The organism is Saccharibacillus sp. WB 17, from assembly GCF_008634075.2.
GTDB classification, from domain to species: Bacteria; Bacillota; Bacilli; order Paenibacillales; family Paenibacillaceae; genus Saccharibacillus; species Saccharibacillus brassicae.
In genome coordinates this window covers 1-15,579 of sequence record NZ_VPFK02000032.1, presented here as the reverse complement: position 1 = coordinate 15,579, position 15,579 = coordinate 1, and the positions used below count along the sequence as shown (strand labels likewise).

General features: G+C 63.7%; 12 protein-coding genes. 8 read left to right on the top strand and 4 right to left on the bottom strand.

The features are described from left to right. Both FTE24_RS16850 and FTE24_RS16845 read left to right on the top strand, forming a co-directional pair. Positions 1-1,502 (top strand): DEAD/DEAH box helicase (locus FTE24_RS16850; protein ID WP_237401808.1); only part of this gene is annotated, 1,502 nt, incomplete at its 5' end. A gap of 464 nt (positions 1,503-1,966) precedes the next feature. After that, the gene (locus FTE24_RS16845) at positions 1,967-2,404 is read left to right on the top strand and encodes a GNAT family N-acetyltransferase (RefSeq protein WP_141448038.1); all 438 of its coding nucleotides are present in this window, start codon (positions 1,967-1,969) and stop codon (positions 2,402-2,404) included. A gap of 145 nt (positions 2,405-2,549) precedes the next feature. On the opposite strand, the gene FTE24_RS16840 is transcribed toward FTE24_RS16845, so the two are convergent. The 4 genes from FTE24_RS16840 to FTE24_RS16825 all read right to left on the bottom strand — a co-directional run bounded on the left by FTE24_RS16840 (position 2,550) and on the right by FTE24_RS16825 (position 7,476). Then, positions 2,550-3,386: an endonuclease/exonuclease/phosphatase family protein gene (locus FTE24_RS16840; RefSeq protein ID WP_150233763.1), complete on the bottom strand. Its 837-nt coding sequence runs from the start codon at positions 3,384-3,386 to the stop codon at positions 2,550-2,552. A 177-nt stretch (positions 3,387-3,563) separates the two neighbouring features. Next, on the bottom strand, positions 3,564-4,031 hold the full coding sequence (locus FTE24_RS16835) for an Lrp/AsnC family transcriptional regulator (RefSeq protein ID WP_141448036.1): 468 nt from the start codon (positions 4,029-4,031) through the stop codon (positions 3,564-3,566). A 57-nt stretch (positions 4,032-4,088) separates the two neighbouring features. Then, on the bottom strand, positions 4,089-4,793 hold the full coding sequence (locus tag FTE24_RS16830; RefSeq protein WP_141448035.1) for a response regulator: 705 nt from the start codon (positions 4,791-4,793) through the stop codon (positions 4,089-4,091). Next, entirely contained in the window at positions 4,783-7,476 is a 2,694-nt protein-coding gene (locus tag FTE24_RS16825; RefSeq protein WP_150233765.1) for an ATP-binding protein, read from the bottom strand. The genes FTE24_RS16830 and FTE24_RS16825 overlap by 11 nt, the downstream gene beginning before the upstream one ends. Positions 7,477-7,964: 488 nt before the next feature. Between FTE24_RS16825 and FTE24_RS23620 the strand changes: the two genes are divergently transcribed. From FTE24_RS23620 to FTE24_RS16795, 6 genes are all read left to right on the top strand, one after another. After that, complete coding sequence (locus FTE24_RS23620; RefSeq protein WP_150233984.1) at positions 7,965-8,045, top strand: potassium-transporting ATPase subunit F; 81 nt, start codon at positions 7,965-7,967, stop codon at positions 8,043-8,045. 73 nt (positions 8,046-8,118) lie between these two features. After that, entirely contained in the window at positions 8,119-9,804 is a 1,686-nt protein-coding gene (gene kdpA / locus FTE24_RS16815) for a potassium-transporting ATPase subunit KdpA (protein WP_202111897.1), read from the top strand. A 31-nt stretch (positions 9,805-9,835) separates the two neighbouring features. Continuing rightward, entirely contained in the window at positions 9,836-11,866 is a 2,031-nt protein-coding gene (gene kdpB / locus FTE24_RS16810; RefSeq protein WP_150233766.1) for a potassium-transporting ATPase subunit KdpB, read from the top strand. Positions 11,867-12,047: 181 nt separating this feature from the next. Then, a complete protein-coding gene (gene kdpC / locus FTE24_RS16805; RefSeq protein WP_150233768.1) occupies positions 12,048-12,614 on the top strand; it encodes a K(+)-transporting ATPase subunit C in 567 nt (188 codons plus the stop codon). Positions 12,615-12,683: 69 nt separating this feature from the next. Continuing rightward, complete coding sequence (locus tag FTE24_RS16800) at positions 12,684-15,029, top strand: universal stress protein (RefSeq protein WP_150233771.1); 2,346 nt, start codon at positions 12,684-12,686, stop codon at positions 15,027-15,029. Between the two features lie 123 nt (positions 15,030-15,152). Beyond that, the coding region (locus FTE24_RS16795; RefSeq protein WP_160441805.1) for a hypothetical protein at positions 15,153-15,579 on the top strand (427 nt) is incomplete at its 3' end.

Here is a 15,579-nt window from a genome sequence, read left to right as displayed (position 1 = left end):
GCGCAGGCGCAGCCTCGCGCGGCGCGGCTTCGGAGGCCTACGCGGATGTCCGCACGCCGCCCCGCGCAGGCGCTCGCGGAACCGGCGCGGCGCAGCCGCGCTCCGCTTCGGCCGGGCCGGCCGGTCCCGCCGCTTCCGGCTGGCTGCCTCAGGACGACGGCATCATCCGTCCCGGTTCCTATCCGCTCGAAGCTTCCCTGATCATCTGCCCGACGTCCCTGCTGGGCAACTGGCAGAAAGAAATCGCCCGCTTCGCGCCGGATCTGCGCGTCATGCTGCACTACGGCAGCGGACGCCGGACCGGCGAAGCGTTCGCCGCGGCGGCTTCCGACGCCGACGTGATCCTGACGTCCTACGCGACGTCCGCGCTCGACCAGGACCTGCTGCGCGGCTTCAACTGGCTGACGATCTGCCTCGACGAAGCCCAGACGATCAAAAACGCGCAGACGAAGCAGTCCACGGCGATCCGCAGCTTCCGCGCGCTGCACAAGATCGCGCTGACCGGCACGCCGATCGAGAACCGGCTGTCCGAGCTGTGGTCGATCTACGACTTCATGGTGCCGGGCTATCTCGGCGGGCCGAAAGCTTTTCAGGACCGGTTTGCGAACCCGATCGAGAAAGAGCAAAACGAAGAAAAGATCGGCGAACTGCAAAAGCTCGTCAAACCGTTCATGCTGCGCCGCAAAAAGAAAGACCCGAATATCCAGCTCGACCTGCCGGAGAAAAACGAGATGAAGACGTATATCCATCTCACCCCGGAGCAGAGCGTCCTGTACGAGCAGGTCGTCAAGCAGCTGCTCAAAGAAATGCCGCAGCTTGAAGGCATGAAGCGCAAAGGCGCGATCCTGTCCGCGCTGACGCAGCTCAAGCGGCTGTGCGACCATCCGGCGCTGACCGCGGGCGAATCGACTGCGACCGAGCCGGAAGACGCGCCGGATCTCGATACGCTGATCGAGCAGTCGGCCAAGCTGTCGCGGCTCGTCGCGATGGTCAAAGAGCTGCGGGCCGAAGGCGAGCGCTGCCTGATCTTCACCCAGTACATCGGCATGGGCGAAATGATGCAGCGCGTCCTCGGCGAAGAACTCGGCGAGAATGTGCTGTACCTGAACGGCAGCACGCCGCGAACGATGCGCGAGCGCATGATCGAGCAGTTTCAGGCGCAGGATCAGCCCGCCGGCGAGACGACGGCCGTATTCATCCTGTCGCTCAAAGCCGGTGGCGTCGGTCTCAACCTGACGGCGGCCAATCACGTGTTCCACGTCGACCGCTGGTGGAACCCGGCCGTCGAGAACCAGGCGACCGACCGGGCTTACCGGATGGGCCAGACGAAGGACGTCCAGGTGCACAAATTTATCTCGATCGGCACGCTGGAAGAGCGGATCGACGACATGCTGGAGAGCAAGCAGCAGCTCAGCGACAGCGTCATCGCCGGCTCGGAAGGCTGGATCACCGAGCTGTCCGACAACGCGCTGCGGGATCTGTTCACGCTTCGGCAGGGCTGATCGGACTCGCTGAAGCGGCCGGACACCGGGCGGACAGAGCGCGAACCGTCGGCCGGGCTTGCCCCGGATCGGCGGCGGTTCAGGAACGTCTGCCTTGCATTCGAAAATGTGTGCATTTCGTCCACATTTTTAAGCCAAAACGCCGCTGTCACGCGAAATGTGGTCATTCTGATCGCTTTTTCGCTTCAAAAGGCTCTTATCCCGGAAAAACTTGCAAAAATGTGAGTAAAATGATCACTTTTTCGCTTGTCCGTCGTTTTTTGGGCTGAAAAGTGATCATAAAGTCAACTTTTATGCGGGTGCGGAGCAAGTACCGAGGAGAAATTTCGATTTCGCATGATTTCGTACAATTAGTACGATCTCGCACGATTTTATTTCTTTTCCCGATGTTTCTTGTTCGCCAACTGATTCCCGTTCCCGTGTGAACCGATGCCAAGCCCAATCCCGACAGAAGGAGCCTTACCATGACCCAACCGGAACATTCGCACGATATCGTCCTCGCTTACGAGGTACCCCAGCCCGACGAATATATCGAACTGCGCGTCGCGGCGGGTATGAGCACGCGCACGCCGGAAGCGGCGCGCCGCGGCCTGCCCAATTCGCTGTTCGCGGTCACGCTGCGCGAAAACGGCCGGCTCGTCGGCATGGGACGCGTGCTCGGCGACGGCGGCTGCGCTTACCTGATCTCCGACATCGTCGTGCATCCGTCCATGCAGCGCCGCGGCCTCGGCCGACGCGTCATGGCGGAGATCGAGCGCTATTTGGAGAAAAACGTGCCGCCCGGCTCGTTCGTAAGCCTCATCGCCGATACGCCGGCCGACGCGCTGTACCGCCATTTCGGCTTTATCGACACGGCTCCGGCTTCGATCGGAATGTACCGCCCGAGCCGGCCGAAAGCCTGAGCGGCTCAGCGACATCCAAGCCGAAAGGCCCGGCGCCATGCCGGCCCCAAGTCCCACCCTTTTTTCTCCATGTTCTCTCCATGCCAAAAGCCCCCGAAGCCGCGGAATCTATCCGCTTTCGAGGGCTTTTTTTCACGCTTATGGCTTATTCCAGCTCCGCCGCCACGCCGAAATGATCCGATACGACCGGGCCGTTGCGGCCGTCGAGCACGACTTCGGACTTCTTGACGGCGACCGGGCGGCTCGACAAGATGTAGTCGATTCGCAGCGGGCGCTCGTTGTCGGACCAGCCGGCGATCGCTTTGAGCACGGTCGAACCTTCGTCTTTTTCCGCGGCGGCCGTGTGCAAATCGCACCAGCCGCGCTCCATAACGTAATCGTAGCCTTCGCCGCGGATCTGCGCCACGTTGTTGAGGTCGCCGAGCAGATACAGCGGTTCGCTGCCGGCCCGAAGCTCCGCCAACACGTCTTCGGTCCGGTCCCATTGGCCGCGGAACGGTTCGATCGCGTCGTTCCACCAGCCGTAATGGCCGCTTGCCGCCCGGAACGACCGCTCCGGCTCGGCCTCTGCGGACGTGCGAACGACGAGCAGGCGGCGCGTCTTGTGGTTGTCATAATCTTCGAGCGCCGACACCCGGGCGCAGAACGCTTCCGTGATCGGCATCCGGCTCAGTACGGCCAGGCCTTCGTCGTAACGGCCGAACGTGGCGTGCGTCGGAATCCACGTCCAGTAATAAGGCGTCTGCAGGCGCTCCAGCAGCGCGAGCACGAAATGGCCTTCGCGAATGACAAGCCCGGCTTCCCCTTCGACGTAACGTTCCATCGACGGACCGGACGCCGGTACGCCGTTCATCGGCTGGTTGATCTCCTGCAGGGCCACGACGTCGAAGCCGCGCTCCCCGATAAATTCGGCCAGTTGGTCGAGCTTCTCCAGCTGGTTTTCTTCGTGCCACGAGTGGGCGTTCAGCGTCAGCAATTTCATCGGTATCCCCCGCATTCTTGAATGTTCCGTCTCTTTTCGACCTTACCAGTGTACCACACGCACAAAAACCGGAAGCGCGACCGCCCGGCTCCGGCTCCCGCAAAGGGACGAAGTGGGCGTGACGCATCTTCCGGTTTTTGCATAAAAAGCGCGCTGCCGCACTCCGGCTTCTCAGGACTAAAGCTGCCGGCTCTGCTCAAGCTCCGCAGCGTTCGGAGGCAGCATGGGACGGGAAGCGACCGGCGAAGCCAGCACGACCGACGTCTGCACGCTGCCGAAGTCCATCAGGCGATCGACCAATTCTTTTAACCCCGGCGTACCGGCAACGGCAGCCTGCAGGAAATAGCTGGCATTGCCCGTCACCCGGTGGCATTCCACGATGTCCGGTTCGGACTGGGCCCACCGCTCAAACTGCTGCGCGGGAATCCGAAGATCGGAAATTTGCAGCACGAGCCGCGTATCGCGGCCTACGGCCTGCGGAGACACGCGCGCCATATAGCCTTCGATCACGCCGCGCTCTTCCAGCCGGTGCAGCCTCTCGGCCACGCTCGGACGGCTGAGCGACAGCTCCTGCGATAACGACGTTACGTTCATGCGAGCATTTTGCTGCAGTAATCTCAGAATCTTTACATCTAAAGCATCCATTCCCCATCACCCTATTCCGCATTGCGAATTTAAGCGTTGAAACGTTTCTCCATTATATCATTCCTGAACCAGGAAGCGGTATCCGACTCCAGGTTCGGTTACGATCAGCCGGGGCTGGGACGGATCTTCTTCGAGCTTTTTGCGCAGATGCCCGATATAGATCCGCAAATAATGACTGTCGCCTTCGTCGTGCCGGCTGCCCCAGACCTGCTGCAGCAGTTGGCGCTGCGTGACTACTTTGCCCGCGTTATGCGCCAGCGCCTTAAGCAGATCGTATTCGGTCGGCGTGAGCTTGACCCGCTCCCCATGCCGTTCGACGATGCGCTGCGCCAGGTCGATCGCAAGTCCCCCGCTGCGAATGACCGGCTCTTCCGCCGTCTTCAACGCGTGGCGCAGCGCGACGCGGATCCGCGCGACCAGTTCGCCCATGCCGAACGGCTTGGTCACGTAATCGTCCGCCCCCGCGTCCAGCGCGGCGATTTTGTCTTCTTCCCGGTCTTTGGCCGTGAGCACGATGACCGGGACGACCGACCATTCGCGGATGCGTTCCAGCACCTGCATGCCCGTCAGGTCCGGCAGGCCCAGATCGAGCACGATCAGCTCCGGCGCGTGCATCGACGCCTGCAGCACGCCTTCTTCCCCCGTATCCGCTTCGTGCACCGCGTACCCGTGCGCGGCAAGCGTCACGCGAAGCAGCTTGCGGATCTGCGGCTCGTCGTCCACGATCAGGATGCGCGCGCCCGCTCCGTTCTCATTCGTCATCGTTCATTCCCCTCTCTGCGCCGGGCCGAAAGTCATGCCCCGCTTCCGGCAGTTTCGGCGTGTCCGCGGCCGGCAGCCGAATCGAGACGATCGTCCCGGATCGGCCGTCCGTTCTCGGCGCGGCGGTGATCGTGCCTTCGTGCAGGTCGACGATGCCTTTGCAGATCGCAAGGCCCAGACCCGTTCCCGACACCTGCCGCGTCGAATCGGACCGGTAAAACTTCTCGAACACGCGCTGCCGTTCCCCTTCCGGAATGCCCGGCCCTTCGTCCGAGACGGACAGGATCAGCATCCCGCCCTGCGCCCGCGCTTCGAGCCCGATCGTGCTGCCGTCCGGCCCGTACTTGATCGCGTTGCCCAGTACGTTCCCGAGCACCTGCTCCAGCAGCACCTCGTCGCCCCGCACCATCGGGAGGTCGTCCGGAACGCGGAGCGACAATTCCCGGCTTCCGCGGATATCGCGGATTTGCGCAAGCGCCACCCCGATCAGGTCCTGCACGTCGCACCATTCCCGGCGCAGCGTCAGCATGCCGCTCTCCAGCCGCACCATCCCAAGCAAATTTTGCACGAGCCGGTTCATGCGCATCGCGCCGCTCCGGATCGTCTCCAGCAGCTCCATCCGGTCTTCCCGCGAAAAAAGGTCGTCGTTGTCGATCAATCCCGTCGCCGAGCCGACGATCGTCGCAAGCGGCGTTCGCAGCTCGTGCGACACCGAATCGAGAATCGCGGTGCGCAGCCGCTCCGATTCTGCCGTCAGATGCGCAAGCTTCGCTTCTTCGGCCAGCTTGAAGCGGGCGATGGCGGCGGCCGCCAGGTCGCATAGCGCTTCGAGCAGCCGCTGCTGCTCGCCGGTCAGTTCGGCGTCGCTTCCGTCGCCCCGCTTGGGCAGCCGGACGGCCAGCACGCCGTACGTCCGCTCCTCGGTGCGCAGCGGCATGTAGCGGCCCGGCAGCTCGCGCAGCGTGTTCGATCCCCGGCCGGCGGCTTCCCCGTCGCCGAAGACCAGGCCCGCCACGACGTCCTCTTCCCGGGCTCTCTCCCCGCCGTCCCCGTGGTCGGAAAATCCGCCCGAAGCGTGTACGCGGCGCAGGCGACCGTCTTCGTCGGGCAAATAGACGGACGTCTCGGCTCCGATCGTCTGCGACAGCTGGCGCGTCATGCCGTCCAGCAGCGACGAGACGTCGGAGACCGCCCCGATCTGGCGGCTGAACGCGTACAGCGAAGCCGTATGCTCTTCGCGCTGGCGCGCGTGCAGCAGCTGCTGCTTGAGCCGCCCGGCGAGGCTTGACGTCAGCGCGGCCACCGACAGGTAGACGCCGAACGAGATCAGGTAGCGCAGATCGGACACGGTAAAACTCAGCTGCGGCGCGACGAAGAAGAAATCGAGCGCCAGCACGCTCGCGCCGGCCGCGAACAGCGACGGACCGAGCCCTCCGTAGACCGCGAACAGCAGCACAGGAAACAGGTAGATCAGCGCGATGTTGACGATCTCCAGCACCGCCGCGTACCGCAGCAGCACCGCGGTCATCGCCGCCGTCAGCAGCGTGATCAGCACGTAGGACGCCCAGCCGGGCAGCCCGCCGGGCGGCAGCTTCGCCAGTCGGCTGCCCGGTTCCGGCCGCTCCGCGCTTCCGGCCGCCGGCACGACGCGAATCTGGATGCCGCGGCTGCCGCGCACCAGCTCCTCGGCCAGCGTCCGGCGCAGGCGCAGCCCGCGGCGCGGCCGCAGCGTCTCTCCGACGAGGATCTGCCGGATATGATGGCGTTCCGCGAAACGCAGCAGTTCGCCGCTCACGCTGCGCCCGTCCCGCACGGCGACTTCCGCGCCCAGCTCTTCGGCCAGGCGCAGATTGCGTTCGGGATCGCCTTGAAGCCGAGGCGGCGCGCCGAGGGTGCGCTCGGGCTGTTTGACGTGGACGGCGACCCACGACGTCTTGAGCGCCGCGGCGGTCCGGCGGCCAATGCGCAGCAGTTCCGCCGTCGACGGGCCGCTGCCCACGGCGACCATGACTTTCTCCGCCACGGACCACGGCTCGGACGAATCGTCCCCGCGGCCGTGCAGGTACGCGTCGAGCCGGCTGTCCATCCGTTCCGCCGCAAACCGGAACAGCATCTCGCGCAGCGCGGACAGCGACGCTTCGCTGCGGGGCGCAGCCCCGCCCCGGCGCATAATCTCTTCGGGCGGCGCGTCCGCGATGCGCAGCACGTCCGCCTGTTCGACGAACGCGTCGGGCACCGTCTCCGTCAGGGGGCGGCCGCAGATCCGGCCCGCCAGTCCGTTGAGACTCTCGACGTGCCCGATATTCAGCGCCGCGTAGACGTCGATGCCGTTCAGCAGCAGCGTCTCGACGTCCATGTACCGCTTGAGCCGCACGGCCCGTTTGGCGTTTCTCGCTTCGAGGCGGTCCACGACGACCAACCCCGGCTTTTCTTCCAGCAGCGCGTCCACGTCCAGGTCGCCGCCGCGTTCAGGCGCGGCCGGCAGGCCTGCGTGCCGCAGCAGGTCCAGCGTGTCGGGATACTGCGCTTCCGCGCCGGATACGGCGCAGCGCACCGCGACGCCGGCCGCCGCTTCCCGGATCGCCGCCCGCAGCATCGACTGCGTCTTGCCCGAACCGGGAGCCGCCCCGATAAACAACGTCAATTTGCCTCTGCGAAGTCCTTTTTTCTCCAAGTCGTCCACGTCTGCTCTCCTGTCGGCCCGAAGGCCTGCTTTTCCGTTCGCTTCAAGTATAGAGCATGCGGAGGCGCAAGAAGTGAATGTAAGGTTACACCCGCATAAAAAAGGTATAAAGATGTGCTGCAAAGGTGTAAAAATCGTGTAAAAATAAGCGATAAGCGGAGAAAAAAGCTGTAAAACGGAGTTATATCGATCATTAACATCTTCACATCACACAAAAACCATCCAAAAGGCCTATAAGGCTTTTTTTCGCATTCGGCCCGTTTTACAGACAGAGCCGGCAGGACTACGATACGAGACATGAATCGCGAGACCGAATCCAGCGTTCCGGCCCCTGCCGCCGGCGCTCCCGGCCCGATATCCTGCATCCGAAGGAAGGTTGAATCCATGACCGACATGTTAATGATCGCCGGCTTCGCCGTTATGACGCTGGCCGCTCTGGGCCTCTCCGCCTGGTCCGGCCGAGTGATCCGGGAAGGACGTGAAGAGCGATGACCGTGCTGCTCGCGGGCCTCGTCGCCCTGCTGTTTCTGTATCTGGGCTATGCCCTGATCAACCCGGAAAAGTTCTGACCCCCGGCATCCGCCGAACGTGCAAGCGCAAGAATCGAAATTGTTCGTCGGTCTTCACCGGCCGACCCATCAGATGGAGGGAAGTTTTGTGACTACTATCAGCATCCTCGCAATCGCCGTCACGCTGCTGATCGCCGCAGCGTTGGCGAAGCCGGTCGGCCTGTACCTGGCGGCGGCGTTCGATTACGGCCCCAATCGGCTGAACCGGATCTACGGGCCGTTCGAACGGCTCATTCATGCAGTCAGCGGGATCCGCGAAGAAAATCAAAGTTGGAAAACGTACGCCGCTTCGCTGGTCCTGAGCAACGCCGTCATGATCCTGCTCGTGTATCTGGTGCTCCGCTTCCAGGGGCTGCTGCCGCTGAACCCGGCCGGCATCGCCAACATGGAACCGACGCTCGCGTTCAACACGGCGATCAGCTTCATGGCCAACACCGACCTCCAGCATTACAGCGGCGAGAGCGGCGTCTCCTACCTGTCGCAGATCAGCGTGCTCGTCTTCGCCATGTTCGTCTCGCCGGCCACCGGCCTCGCGCTCGTCATGGCGTTTATCCGCGGCTTGACGGGCCGGGCGCCCGGCAACTTTTTCGCCGACCTGATCCGTGCCCTGACCCGCGTGCTGCTGCCGGTCGCTTTCGTATCGGCACTGCTGTTCGTCTTCATGGGCGTGCCGCAGACGTTCGAACCGGCCGCGACGGCCACCACGCTCGAAGGCGCGCAGCAGACGATCGCCCGCGGCCCGATCGCTTCGTTTCTCGCGATCAAGGAATTGGGCAATAACGGCGGCGGCTTCCTCGGCGTCAACTCGGCGCATCCGTTCGAGAATCCGAACGGGCTGAGCAACCTGCTGCAAATCCTGCTCATGCTGCTCGTCACTTCCGCGCTGCCGTTCGCTTACGGCAAAATGGCCGGCTCGATCAAGCAGGGCCGCGTGCTGTTCGTCTCCATGCTCATGCTGCTGCTTGTTATGACTACCGTGTCGCTCACCGCCGAAAGCGCAGGCAACCCGGCGCTGAACGCGCTCGGCATCGAACACAGCCAGGGCTCGATGGAAGGCAAGGAAGTGCGCTTCGGCGAAGCGCAGTCGGCTTTTTATTCCGTCATTACGACGGCGGCCGAGACCGGAGCCGTCAATACGATGCATGACACGCTGACGCCGATCGGCGGGCTCGTTCCGCTGGCCAACATGATGCTCAATACCGTCTTCGGCGGCATGGGCGTCGGCTTCGTCAACGTGCTGATGTACGCGATCATCGCCGTGTTCCTGTCCGGCCTGATGGTCGGGCGCACCCCGGAGTTCCTCGGCCGCAAAATCGAAGGCAAGGAAATGAAGCTGATCGCGGTCACGCTGCTGATCCAGCCGTTCCTGATTCTCGTGCCGACGGCGATCGCGCTCGCCCTCCATCCGGAGACGATCTCGAATCCCGGCTTCCACGGGCTGACCCAGGCGCTGTACGAATACACGTCCGCGGCGGCCAACAACGGCTCCGGCTTCGAAGGACTGGGCGACGCCACTTCGTTCTGGAATATCTCGACGGGCATCGTCATGTTCTTCGGCCGTTACCTGTCGATGGTGACGCTGCTGGCGGTAGCCGCTTCGCTGGCTTCCAAGAAGCGGGTCCCGGAATCGTCCGGCACGTTCCGTACCGACACCGCGATGTTCGGAGCCGTCTTCGTCGGCATCGTGCTGATCGTCGGCGCGCTGACGTTCTTCCCCGCTCTCGTACTCGGCCCGATCGCCGAGCAGCTGACGCTGTAAACCTCTTAATTAGAAATGGAGACGCTGATTTATGGATAAGAAAAAGACCATGCTGAGCGGGGAGATCGCAAGCGCCGCCCTGCGGCAGTCGTTCGTGAAGCTCGATCCGCGCATCATGCTGCGCAACCCGGTCATGTTCGTCGTCGAAATCGGATTTCTCGTCACGCTGCTGCTGTGCTTCGTGCCGGACGCGTTCGGCGGCACCGTGCCGCGCTGGTTCAACGTCGTCACCTCGGTCATCCTGCTGCTGACGCTGCTGTTCGCCAACTTCGCCGAAGCGCTGGCCGAAGGCCGCGGCAAAGCCCAGGCCGATTCGCTCAAAAAAACGAAGCAGGACGTCGCGGCCAACAAAGTGTCGAGCGGCGGCGCGATCAAGGTCGTGCCGGCGTCCGAACTGCGCAAAGGCGACTTCGTCGTCGTAACGACCGGCGAGATGATTCCGGGCGACGGCGAAGTCGTCGAAGGACTCGCTTCCGTCGACGAATCGGCGATCACCGGCGAGTCCGCCCCGGTCATCAAGGAAGCGGGCGGCGATTTCAGCTCCGTCACCGGCGGCACCAAAGTCGTCAGCGACAAGATCAAGGTGCGCATCACCGCCGATCCCGGCGAATCGTTCCTCGATCGGATGATCTCGCTCGTCGAAGGCGCGAAACGCCAGAAGACGCCGAACGAAATCGCGCTGAACACCGTGCTCGTCAGCTTGACGCTGATCTTCCTGATCGTCGTCGTCACGCTGCCGTTCCTGTCGGGCTTCCTCGGCATTCAAATGGAAATCCCGATCCTCGTCGCCCTGCTCGTCTGCCTGATCCCGACCACGATCGGCGGACTGCTGTCCGCGATCGGCATCGCGGGCATGGACCGGGTCACGCAGTTCAACGTGCTGGCCATGTCCGGCAAAGCGGTCGAGGCTTCGGGCGATATCAATACGATCATCCTCGACAAAACGGGCACGATCACGTTCGGCAACCGGATGGCGAGCGAGTTCGTCGCCGTTCAGGGCAGCCGCGAAGACGAGACGGCCTACTGGGCTTCGGTCAGCTCGCTGCAAGACGAGACGCCGGAAGGCCGTTCGGTGCTGGAATTGATGAAAAAGAACGGGTTCGTCTACGACGAAGAACTGGCCGAAGGCGGCGAGTTTATCGAATTCAAGGCCGAGACGCGCATGAGCGGCATCGATCTGGCCGACGGCCGCAAAGTGCGCAAAGGCGCGGTCGACTCCGTCAAGCAGTGGGTACTCTCGCAGGGCGGCTCGATTCCGAGCGACCTCGAAGCGAACGGCGCCGCGATCGCGACGGCCGGCGGCACCCCGCTTGCCGTCGCCGTGGACGACCGGATCTACGGCCTGATCTATCTCAAGGACACCGTCAAGCCCGGCATGCGCGAGCGGTTCGAACAGATGCGCCGCATGGGCATCAAGACGATCATGTGTACCGGCGACAATCCGCTGACCGCCGCCACCATTGCCCGCGAAGCGGGCGTGGACGATTTTATCGCCGAGAGCACGCCGGAAGACAAGATCGCCGTCATCCGCCGCGAGCAGGCCGAAGGCAAGCTCGTCGCCATGACCGGCGACGGCACGAACGACGCGCCGGCCCTCGCCCAGGCCGACGTCGGCATCGCCATGAACAGCGGCACCGTCGCCGCCAAGGAAGCGGCCAACATGGTCGACCTGGATTCCGATCCGTCGAAGATCATCGAAGTGGTCGCAATCGGCAAGCAGCTGCTCATGACGCGCGGCGCGCTGACCACGTTCAGCATCGCCAACGACGTCGCCAAATATTTCGCGATCATCCCGGCCATGTTCATGGTCGCGATCCCGCAAATGCAGGCGCTCAACGTTATGCGGCTCGATTCCCCGCTGTCGGCCATCCTGTCGGCGCTGATCTTCAACGCGATCATCATTCCGATGCTGATTCCGCTGGCGATGCGCGGCGTGGCGTACAAGCCGATGAGCACGAGCCGCCTGCTCGGCAAAAACCTGCTCATCTACGGCCTCGGCGGAGTCGTCGTGCCGTTTATCGGGATCAAGCTGATCGATCTGGTCGTTCAGGTATTCATCTGACGGATTTGACGGCCCTGACCGACCTGACCGATCGTCGAACAAAATCTTCTCCATCGTTACAACCCTCGCAATCGATGCGATATTCAAAATCGATCAGACATTCAAAATCGGCGGTTCGTCCGGCCTTGTTTTCCTAACCAAGTGCCGGCGCCCGCCCCCATTATATTGGAGGATACCTTTTATGCGAATCATATGGGTGACGCTGCGCACTACTTTTTCCGTGGCGATTCTGTGCTGCCTCGTCTACAACGTCGCCGTCTGGGCCGTGGCCCAGGCCGCCGCGCCGGACAAAGCAAACGGCAGCCTGATCGAGAACGCCGAAGGGCAGGTCGTCGGCTCGCGCCTGATCGGCCAGAACTTCGCCGAACCCGGTTATTTCCACGGCCGCGTGTCCAGCATCGACTACGACGCGAACGGCTCCGGCACGCCGAACTACGCGCCGTCCAACCCGGACCTGCTGCTGCGCGCGGAAGCTTCGGTCGCCGCCTGGCAGACCGAAAATCCCGACGTTCCGGTCTCGAAGCTGCCGGTCGACCTGATTACCAACTCCGGGTCGGGCCTTGATCCGCATATCAGCCCGGCTTCCGCCGAAGCCCAGGTGCCGCGCGTCAGCGCCGCGACCGGCATCGCGGCGGACAAGCTGGAACAGCTGATCCGCGAGCATACGCAGGGCCGTTCGCTGGGATTGTTCGGCGAACCCGCCGTCAACGTGCTGGAGCTGAACCTTGACGTCGCGGCATCGCGCTAAGCCAAGCGTGCCGGCCTAAGTCCACGGCCGACGGCCGATCCGCAGCTTCAATCGGAAGGAAGAATGTCCATGCCCGACTTCAAACGCAAATCGCCGGAAGAGATTCTGGAGTCGATCCACGCGCTGTACAACGGCCGGCTCAAGATTATCATCGGGGCCATCTCCGGCTCCGGCAAGACGTACCATATGCTGCGCGACGGGCAGACGCTCAAGGATCAGGGCGTCGACGTCGTGCTGTGCGCCGTGTCCACCATGCGCCGGCCCGAGACGATCGAGCAGCTCGAAGGACTCGAACGCGTGCCGAGCATCCATTGGACCGGCCGGGACGGCGCCGAACGCAAAGACCTCGATCTGGACGCGATCCTGCATCGCAACCCGGAAGTGCTGCTGACCGACGGTCTCGCGCATCGCAACCGCCCCGGCGCTCCGAACCGGTCCCGGCTGGACGATATTCGTTTTTTGCTCGGAAAAGGCATCAGCGTCATCGCTACCGTCAACGTCTACGAACTGCAGGGCGTGACCGAAATGGCGCGCAAGCTGATCGGCATCGACGTCAAGGAGACGGTCCCGTCCGATACGCTTGAGCTTGCGGACGAAGTGCGCCTGATCGACGTTACGCCGGAAGCGCTGCTGGCGCGGATCGAAGACGGCCTGCTGACGAACATGCCGGACAAAACGCTGTTCAACCGCGGCAATATCGGCGTGCTGCGCGAACTGACGCTGCGCCTCGTGGCCGAAGGCGTCAACGGCAGCCTGCTCAAATACCGCGATCAGCAGGGCTATACCGGCGCTTCCGGCACGGCCGAGCATATTCTCGTGTCCGCCCAGTACCATTGGAACGGTTCGATCCATATCCGCCGGGGCCAGCAGATCGCGCAGCGGCTCGGCGGGGAGCTGTCGGTCGTCACGTTCGTCAATCCGGGCGAACGCCTCGGACCGGAACGCGAAGAATTCCGCCGTTCGATCCGCAAGCTGTGCGAGAAGATCGGGGCCAAGCTGCATGAAGTCAAAATCGGTTCGCGCCGCGAAATCCCGCCGACACTCGTGCGGGTCGCGCTGGAACAAAACGTGTCTCGTATCGTCATCGGCCACTCCAACCAGACGCGAACCCAGGAATTACTGAAAGGGTCGATCGTGGCGGAAATGGTCAAGCTCATGCGCAACGTGGACATGTTCGTCGTCGCGGACCGCTCGACGGGCGGCGGCGAGCGGATTTTGCCGACCAAACGCAAAGAGCCGCTCGGCGATCCCGCCGGCCCGTACCGTCGCCTCAGCGAAGAACAGGCCGGACGCCGGATCGAAGAACTCAAGCGCGGCCGGTTCAAAGTGTACATCGGAGCCGCTCCCGGCGTCGGCAAGACGTATACGATGCTGCGGGAAGGCAATATTTTGCGCAAAAAAAAGATCGACGTCGTCGTCGGCCTGCTGGAGACGCACGGGCGGCGCGAGACGCAGGCCCAGGTCGGCGAACTCGAACAGGTGCCGCGCTTCGTCTTCGCCTACAAAGGCGCGCAGCTCGAAGAAATGGACGCCGACGCGATCATCGCCCGCAATCCCGAAGTGGTGCTCGTGGACGAACTGGCGCATACGAACGTGCCGGGCAGCCTGCAAAAAAAACGCTACGAAGACGTCATTCGCATCCTGAACGCCGGCATCTCGGTCATCTCGACCATGAACGTACAGCATCTGGAGAGCCTGAACGACAGCGTCGAACAGCTCACCGGCGTGCGCGTGCGGGAGACGGTGCCGGATTCCATCCTGCGCCTCGCCGACGAAGTGGAATTGATCGACGTCACGCCCAAAGCGCTGCAGGAACGGATGAAGGAAGGACGAATCTACGCGCGGGAAAAAGTGGACCAGGCGCTGGGCAACTTTTTCAAAACGGGCAACCTGATCGCGCTGCGGGAACTGGCGCTGCGCGAAATCGCGGACGACGTCGACGAACGGCTGGAATCGTGGGAACGCAGCGCTTCGCTGCGCGGCCCGTGGCGGCGCGAAGAAGTCATCTTCGTGGCGATCACGCTGAGCGACAACGCCGAACGGTTGATCCGGCGCGGCTTTCGGATCGCGTACCGGCTCAAAGCGCCGTGGCACGTCTGCTACATTCCCGACGGCGGCTGCCCGGAAGCGCGCGGGCGGGAGCGGATCGAACAGCTCCAGCGCCTGACCCGCCGCCTCGGCGGGCAATTCGATCTCGGAGAGCGCGTCACGCCCCGCCGGCTGCACGAAGAACTGCTGCTCCGCGCCGACGCCCGCCGCTGCACCCAGCTCATCGTCGGCCAGTCGCGCCGCTCCGCCGCCTATCGCCTGATGTTCGGGTCGCTGACCCGCCGCCTGCTGCGCACCGCCCGGCATATGGACCTGCTCGTCGTGGCGCGGTTCGACCATGCGGCGCAGGTGAAGCGGGAAGAATGAAGCGGCCGGGGTCGTGCACAGCTTAGACGGAGGACCTGCAAAAATCGAGATAAACGGACCGCGTCCGCGCAAGCGGCGCAGCCCCATGCGACAGAAGTCCAAACCAAGGAGGAGAAAGTCAGGATGAGCGAACGAAAGTTGTCGGGCATCGAGCTGTTTGCGTTTGACGTTGTGGAGGAAGCCGGTGCAGGCGAGCCGCGCAGGATTACCCGCCGGTACGGCCTGCTGAAGCTCTCCTGCGGGTCGGCCGCCGGCTATGGCGCCTGCCTGCTGTCCGAAGGCTTCGCCCCGGCCGATCCGGTGCGGTGGAGCGCCTGCTGCCGCCGGCTGCGCGGCCTGACGCCGGGCGAAGCCGCGAGCGCGGCCGCAGCGGACCGCTGGGGCGAGTGCGAGCACCATACCGCGCAGTACGCGCTGATCGGCCGGACTCTGGCCGATCTGCTCCGTGCGCAGGAGACGCGCCGGGCCAGCGCGCGGCTCCTGCTCGGCCTCGGCGCGGCCGGCCTGCTGGGCGGCCTCGCCGCCCGGGCTGCGGGGCGCGGAGCCGACG